Raw genomic sequence first — 7389 nt, forward strand, 5'->3', positions numbered from 1 at the left:
AGGGATTGACGACAAGTGCTCGACGTCAACTTCTTCGACGAGCTGCGGATCGGCCTGGCGACCGCGGACGACATCCGAACCTGGTCCCACGGCGAGGTCAAGAAGCCGGAGACCATCAACTACCGCACCCTGAAGCCGGAAAAGGACGGGCTCTTCTGCGAGAAGATCTTCGGCCCCACCCGGGACTGGGAGTGCTACTGCGGCAAGTACAAGCGTGTCCGCTTCAAGGGCATCATCTGTGAGCGCTGTGGCGTCGAGGTCACCCGCGCCAAGGTGCGCCGTGAGCGGATGGGCCACATCGAGCTTGCCGCTCCCGTCACCCACATCTGGTACTTCAAGGGCGTTCCGTCCCGCCTGGGCTACCTGCTGGACCTGGCCCCGAAGGACCTCGAGAAGGTCATCTACTTCGCCGCCTACATGATCACCTGGGTGGACGAGGAGCGCCGCACGCGCGACCTGCCCTCGCTGGAGGCCCATGTCTCCGTCGAGCGCCAGCAGGTCGAGCAGCGCCGCGACGCCGACCTGGAGGCCCGCGCCAAGAAGCTCGAGGCCGACCTGGCCGAGCTCGAGGCCGAGGGTGCCAAGGCCGATGTGCGCCGCAAGGTGCGCGAGGGTGCCGAGCGTGAGATGAAGCAGCTGCGCGACCGCGCGCAGCGCGAGATCGACCGCCTGGACGAGGTCTGGAACCGCTTCAAGAACCTCAAGGTCCAGGACCTCGAGGGCGACGAGCTGCTCTACCGCGAGCTGCGCGACCGGTTCGGCACCTACTTCTCGGGTGCGATGGGCGCCGCCGCGCTGCAGAAGCGCCTGGAGTCCTTCGACCTGGAGGAGGAGGCCGAGCGCCTCCGCGAGATCATCCGGACCGGCAAGGGCCAGAAGAAGACCCGTGCGCTCAAGCGCCTCAAGGTCGTCTCCGCCTTCCTGCAGACCCGTAACAGCCCCAGCGGCATGGTGCTGGACTGCATCCCGGTGATCCCGCCGGACCTGCGTCCGATGGTGCAGCTGGACGGTGGCCGCTTCGCGACCTCCGACCTGAACGACCTGTACCGCCGCGTCATCAACCGCAACAACCGCCTCAAGCGACTCCTTGACCTCGGTGCCCCCGAGATCATCGTGAACAACGAGAAGCGCATGCTTCAGGAGGCCGTGGACGCGCTCTTCGACAACGGCCGTCGTGGTCGCCCGGTCACGGGCCCCGGCAACCGTCCGCTGAAGTCGCTGTCCGACATGCTCAAGGGCAAGCAGGGCCGCTTCCGCCAGAACCTGCTCGGCAAGCGAGTCGACTACTCGGCCCGTTCGGTCATCGTCGTCGGCCCGCAGCTCAAGCTGCACCAGTGCGGTCTGCCCAAGGCCATGGCGCTGGAGCTCTTCAAGCCGTTTGTGATGAAGCGCCTGGTCGACCTGAACCACGCGCAGAACATCAAGTCCGCCAAGCGCATGGTCGAGCGCGGCCGCACCGTGGTGTACGACGTCCTCGAAGAGGTCATCGCCGAGCACCCGGTGCTGCTGAACCGTGCGCCCACCCTGCACCGCCTCGGCATCCAGGCCTTCGAGCCGCAGCTGGTCGAGGGCAAGGCCATCCAGATCCACCCGCTCGTCTGCACCGCGTTCAACGCGGACTTCGACGGTGACCAGATGGCCGTCCACCTGCCGCTCTCCGCGGAGGCGCAGGCCGAGGCCCGCATCCTGATGCTGTCCTCGAACAACATCCTCAAGCCGGCCGACGGCCGTCCGGTCACCATGCCGACCCAGGACATGGTGCTCGGCCTGTTCTTCCTCACCACCGACGAGGAGGAGCGCAAGGTCATCGGCGAGGGCCGGTCCTTCGGCTCGGTCGCCGAAGCGATCATGGCGTTCGACGCCCGGGAGCTCTCGCTCCAGGCGAAGGTCGACATCCGCTTCCCGATCGGCACCGTTCCGCCGCGCGGCTGGGTTCCCCCGGTCGCCGAGGAGGGGGAGCCGGAGTGGCAGACGGGCGACTCGTTCCGCCTGCGCACCACGCTGGGCCGCGCGCTCTTCAATGAGCTGCTGCCCGAGGACTACCCGTTCGTCGACTACTCGGTGGGCAAGAAGCAGCTCTCCGAGATCGTCAACGACCTCGCCGAGCGCTACCCCAAGGTCATCGTGGCGGCGACGCTCGACAACCTGAAGGCGGCCGGCTTCCACTGGGCGACCCGCTCCGGCGTCACCGTGGCCATCTCCGACGTCGTGGTCCCCGAGGCCAAGAAGGCGATCGTCGCGGGCTACGAGGCGCAGGACGAGAAGGTCCAGAAGCAGTACGAGCGCGGTCTGATCACCAAGGACGAGCGCACCCAGGAGCTCATCGCGATCTGGACCAAGGCGACCAACGAGGTCGCCGAGGCGATGAACGCGAACTTCCCCAAGACGAACCCCATCTTCATGATGGTTGACTCGGGCGCCCGAGGAAACATGATGCAGATGCGGCAGATCGCCGGTATGCGTGGTCTGGTGTCGAACGCGAAGAACGAGACCATCCCGCGGCCCATCAAGGCGTCGTTCCGTGAGGGCCTCTCCGTGCTGGAGTACTTCATCTCCACCCACGGTGCCCGTAAGGGTCTCGCGGACACCGCCCTGCGTACCGCCGACTCGGGTTACCTCACCCGTCGTCTGGTCGACGTCTCCCAGGACGTGATCATCCGCGAGGAGGACTGCGGCACCGAGCGCGGCCTCAAGCTGAGCATCGCCTCCAAGGGCGAGGACGGCGTGCTGCGCAAGGCCGACGACGTCGAGACCAGCGTCTACGCCCGGATGCTGGCCGAGGACGTGGTCGTCGACGGCAAGGTCATCGCCCCGGCCAATGTCGACCTCGGCGATGTGCTCATCGACCAGCTGGTCGCCCATGGCGTCGAGACGGTCAAGACCCGCTCGGTCCTCACCTGCGAGTCCGCGGTCGGCACCTGTGCCTACTGCTACGGCCGCTCGCTGGCGACCGGCAAGCTGGTGGACATCGGCGAGGCGGTCGGCATCATCGCCGCCCAGTCGATCGGTGAGCCCGGTACCCAGCTGACGATGCGTACCTTCCACACCGGTGGTGTGGCCGGTGACGACATCACCCAGGGTCTGCCCCGTGTCGTCGAGCTCTTCGAGGCCCGTACGCCCAAGGGTGTCGCCCCGATCTCGGAGGCGGCCGGCCGGGTCCGGATCGAGGAGACCGAGAAGACCAAGAAGATCGTCGTCACCCCGGACGACGGCTCCGACGAGACCGCCTTCGGCATCTCCAAGCGAGCCCGTCTGCTGGTGGGCGAGGGCGACCACGTCGAGGTGGGCCAGAAGCTCACGGTGGGTGCCACCAACCCGCACGACGTGCTGCGCATCCTCGGCCAGCGCGCCGTTCAGGTGCACCTGGTCGGCGAGGTCCAGAAGGTCTACAACTCGCAGGGTGTGTCGATCCACGACAAGCACATCGAGATCATCATCCGGCAGATGCTCCGCCGGGTGACGATCATCGAGTCCGGCGATGCGGAGCTGCTGCCGGGCGAGCTGGTGGAGCGCTCGCGCTTCGAGGGCGAGAACCGTCGGGTTGTGACGGAGGGCGGCCACCCGGCCTCCGGCCGTCCGCAGCTGATGGGTATCACCAAGGCCTCGCTCGCCACCGAGTCGTGGCTGTCGGCGGCGTCCTTCCAGGAGACGACCCGGGTGCTCACCGACGCGGCGATCAACGCCAAGTCGGACTCCCTGATCGGCCTCAAGGAGAACGTCATCATCGGTAAGCTCATCCCGGCCGGTACGGGCCTGTCCCGCTACCGCAACATCCGGGTCGAGCCCACCGAGGAGGCGAAGGCCGCGATGTACTCGGCCGTCGGTTACGACGACATCGACTACTCGCCCTTCGGCACCGGCTCCGGCCAGGCGGTTCCGCTGGAGGACTACGACTACGGTCCGTACAACCAGTAGGCGCTGGCAACACGCTCGGCAGGGCGGTCACCTCGGTACGAGGTGACCGCCCTGCGGCGTTTTCGTCCTGCGGTGGGCGACGCATTTCTTCAAGACCTATAGCCACACCATGCCCTAGCGTCACTGCGACGGGGGAACCAAGTCGCCCCGGGTCTGTCGAAAGGAGTGAGTGTGTCTGCAATTCGAAGGAAAGTTTCTGCCATAGGCATCACTGCTGCGCTGTTGTTCGGAGGGGCCGTCGCCACGGCTGGTACGGCGGCTGCCTCCTCAACGGGCGCGGACTATCACCACTACGGCTACTACCACAGCTTCAAGTCTTGTTGGTACGCAGGCAAGGCGCTGGGAAGTGACGCTGCGGGATTCCAATGTATAGATGAGGGCGACGGATGGTTCAGACTCTGGGTGTGGTGAGCCTGCTCGCGTCCCGTGAAGTGATGTAGCGAGCCGGAGCTGAGGGCAGCGCCGCCGCGGGTTGGTTCCTCCGGACCAGCCTGCGGCGGCGCAGGCTTCTATGGTCAGGGGCGCGGCACCTTCAGCGCGTCCCAACTGGTGCGGCCGGGCCAGCCGTCGGCCTCGCTGCCGGTGTAGCCGAGCTTGCGCTGCCAGCGGGCGTATGACGCGCGGTCGGCGTCGGTCCACCGCGGGCCGGGGCCGTCGCGGTACGCGGAGCAGCCCTCGGCGACCAGCCGGCGCCCCATGGCGGTGACGATGGGTGAGTCGGGGGAGTGGTGGAAGAAGTCGGTGCCGGGGAAGGGCTGGTAGCCGGACGGCCGGTGGGGCGCGGAGCCGAGCCGCTTCGCCGTGCGGGCGCGCATGTCGTCCATGGTGAAGCCGCGCGGGTCGTTCTTCTGGTTCGTCCACTCCAGGTGGCCGATCACCGATCCCGAAGCCCAGCCGTGCGCACGGCAGATGGCGGCAGCGGTGCGTTCGATGGCCTCCAACTGGGCTTCCGGCCAGGGGTCTTCGCCGCCGCCCAGGTTGATGCACTCAAAGCCGTAGAAGTACACATTGCCGTCGGTGTCATTGGCGGTGGGCAGGGGCAGAGGCTCCTCCCGGATGACGGCTCCGAGCACCTCGCCGTCACCGCGCCCGGCGTGGTTGGCACGGCCGTTGCCCACCATGTGGACGGTGCCGGACTTGTCGATGACGCCGTGGCAGAGCGGTCCGGGGAGCTCGTCGTAGCCGTCGTAGCAGAGCCTGACGGAGTAGTCGGTGCCCCTGGTGACGGTGTGGTGGACGACCACGCCGTGGACGGGGCCCCAGGCGCCGTGCCCGGCGCGGTTGTGCTCGCGCCAGTCGCCGGTCTCGACGACGGTGACGCCTTCGGCGCGTAACGCGGCGACAAGCTGGTCTGCAGTGAGGGGAGTTGCCATGTGGGGGTTCGCTCCAGGTCCTGAAGTGGGGAATCGGCAGCCGACGCCGTGGAGTGCGCGCGGGAAACAAAGGGAACAACTGGCCGCTGATCGCCGCTACCGCCCGCGGTAGCGGCGATCGGCAGTGCAGCCGAGGCGAGGGTATGGGGCCGTGGCACCGGAGCTGTAGGGCGTGGTCCACTCAGCGGAACGGGTGGACGAGATCGCATGAAGGCGCAATCAGGGGCGGCGTATGACGTTCTCGGCCTCGTCCCAGAGGCGGCGTGGGCCGCCCTGCCAGACGAGCGTGGTAAGACCGTCGTCGCGGAACAGCACACAGGCCCAGGAGTGAGTCTCCGGGTGCGTCCCGTAGAGCCAGAGCGGACGGGCGCCGTAGCGCTTGTGGCCCAGCTCCAGGCGGCAGTCGCGCAGCTGGGTGCGGACCGCGGACTCGATGCGGGGGAGGTCGGCTTCGGTGAGCTCGGTCGCGGTCATCTCGTCGTGGGAGAGGGGGCCGCGGGATGGGGCGGTGCCCATGGGGCCGGGGAGCGAGTTCATGTCAGGCCGCCATGGCCCAGCGGCGGCGGGGGCGCCGGAGGAGCCGGCTGCGGGCTTCCAGGAAGCGTGGACCCAGGACGGCGATGGACAAGGCCGCGGCGGTGTCGGGGTCTTGGCGCTCCGGGCCCTGGGGCGCGCTGTCGGGTGGCGGCCTGAGCGGTGCGTATGAGCTGTAGCGCTCGACGCCGCAAGCGTTGCAGCGGCTGGCTCCGCCGTCGAGGGGAGTCCAGCCGGAGCGGTGGGGGCAGCTGTGGTTCATGGCCGGCCCTCCTCGGGTACCCCGGCCGCGGCGCGCTCCGCGGGGGTGGCCAGGCGCAGGGCCTCGGCCGGTGCGTCCCACTCGAGACCGCCCCGGGGTGGTCTTACGTAGACGTTGGTCCCCCCGTCGGCCATCACCTGCGCGAACTTGGCGCTACGGGTGTCTACGACGTATGCGCCCTTGCGGTACGTCACGGAACGGTCCCTTCGGTTGTGCGGGCTGTGTGCGCTCTCAGGGTTCCGGTTCGGGGCTAGGCTCGGGAAGAAGGGTGGGTCCAACAACGGGCTTGTTGGGAAGGGGAGTTTGGCTTTGGCCAACGCTGATAGGCCGGGTGACTGGTCGGGGCAACCGCGGGGTGGGTGGAGGTTCTTCGGGAGAGAACTGAAGCGTCGGCGTGAAGCGGCGGGCGTCTCGCAGGATGAGCTGGGCAAGCGAGTGTTCTGCTCCGGTTCGTACATTGGCCAGTTCGAAGCGGGGATTCGCAGGCCGAAGCCTGACTTCGCCAAACGGATTGATGTTGAGCTCGGTGCCGACGGGTACTTTGCCAACTTGTACGAGGAGTTGATCGCCGAGTCGGTGTATGCGCGCTACTTCGTAGAGGCTGCGTACTGTGAACGGTTGGCCACCGGTTTCCATATCTATGCGCCGGATTTTGTGCCAGGACTGGTTCAGACGGCGGCCTATGCCCGAGCCGTGTTCCGAAGCGGCTTTCCGTTCATCGCGGACGAGCGGATTGAATCTCGGGTGGCTGACCGCGTGGCACGTCAGCGCCTCCTGGACCACCCAACAAAACCGTTGTTGCGGATGGTTCTCGATGAGAGCGTCATTCGGCGGCTCGTCGGCGGTCCTGCCGTGATGCGGAAACAGTTGCTGCACGTGGCCGCTCTGGTGCGCAGGCGCCGGATCGGCGTGCAAGTGCTCCCGTTCAGTGCGGGGGCACCAGCGCTGGGCGGAGCGCTGAAGCTGATGACCTTCGAGGACACCGCGCCTATGGCGTATACGGAGGGTGCCATGAGCGGCGGTTTACTGGAGGATCCGGCCGTGGTTACCCGCCTCGAGACTGCCTACGCCCTCGTCAGGGCGGCCGCGTTGCCGTCCGAGGCGTCGCTGGCCCTCATCGAGTCGGTGGCGGAGGAGTATGCGGACGGGAGTGGTGGCTGACCTGAGTGGGTTTGGTTGAGGCAGACGTGCCTACGGCGATGGGTCTGCCCGGCACCGACTTCTGACTCTGGGCCGGGGGCCCAATGTGCAGTGTTTCTGCACCGCTTCGCGGTTTGGGGGGGGAGGGCAGGAGGGGCTGCGCCC

At 67.6% G+C, this 7389-nt stretch carries 6 protein-coding genes; 2 read left to right on the forward strand and 4 right to left on the reverse strand.

What is annotated here, in order from left to right; genetic code table 11:
• Window positions 1-15 precede the first annotated feature (15 nt).
• Window positions 16-3915 (forward strand): DNA-directed RNA polymerase subunit beta', encoded by a 3900-nt coding sequence (locus tag ABCR83_RS09415; protein WP_462694407.1) that lies wholly within the window; start codon window positions 16-18, stop codon window positions 3913-3915.
• A gap of 515 nt (window positions 3916-4430) precedes the next feature.
• Here ABCR83_RS09415 and ABCR83_RS09420 read toward each other — a convergent pair.
• From ABCR83_RS09420 to ABCR83_RS09435, 4 genes are all read right to left on the reverse strand, one after another.
• Window positions 4431-5288 carry a peptidoglycan-binding protein gene (locus ABCR83_RS09420; RefSeq protein ID WP_462694408.1) on the reverse strand — a complete coding sequence of 286 codons (858 nt, stop codon included), beginning with the start codon at window positions 5286-5288 and terminating at the stop codon, window positions 4431-4433.
• Window positions 5289-5507: 219 nt separating this feature from the next.
• Window positions 5508-5825, reverse strand: a complete 318-nt coding sequence (locus ABCR83_RS09425; protein WP_462694409.1) for a hypothetical protein — start codon at window positions 5823-5825, stop codon at window positions 5508-5510.
• Window position 5826: 1 nt separating this feature from the next.
• A complete protein-coding gene (locus ABCR83_RS09430; protein ID WP_462694410.1) occupies window positions 5827-6084 on the reverse strand; it encodes a DUF6255 family natural product biosynthesis protein in 258 nt (85 codons plus the stop codon).
• The gene (locus ABCR83_RS09435; RefSeq protein WP_462694411.1) at window positions 6081-6278 is read right to left on the reverse strand and encodes a hypothetical protein; all 198 of its coding nucleotides are present in this window, start codon (window positions 6276-6278) and stop codon (window positions 6081-6083) included. The genes ABCR83_RS09430 and ABCR83_RS09435 overlap by 4 nt, the downstream gene beginning before the upstream one ends.
• A gap of 115 nt (window positions 6279-6393) precedes the next feature.
• Between ABCR83_RS09435 and ABCR83_RS09440 the strand changes: the two genes are divergently transcribed.
• Window positions 6394-7245, forward strand: coding sequence for a helix-turn-helix domain-containing protein (locus tag ABCR83_RS09440; protein ID WP_462694412.1), 852 nt, complete (start codon window positions 6394-6396; stop codon window positions 7243-7245).
• Window positions 7246-7389: the final 144 nt, after the last annotated feature.

It is taken from the genome of Streptomyces xingningensis (assembly GCF_054957865.1).

Excerpts from the sequence above, each read along its gene's own strand:
- ABCR83_RS09430 (WP_462694410.1), bottom strand. The coding sequence starts at position 6,084 with ATGAACCACAGCTGCCCCCACCGCTCCGGCTGGACTCCCCTCGACGGC.
- ABCR83_RS09425 (WP_462694409.1), bottom strand. The coding sequence starts at position 5,825 with ATGAACTCGCTCCCCGGCCCCATGGGCACCGCCCCATCCCGCGGCCCC.
- ABCR83_RS09420 (WP_462694408.1), bottom strand. The coding sequence starts at position 5,288 with ATGGCAACTCCCCTCACTGCAGACCAGCTTGTCGCCGCGTTACGCGCC.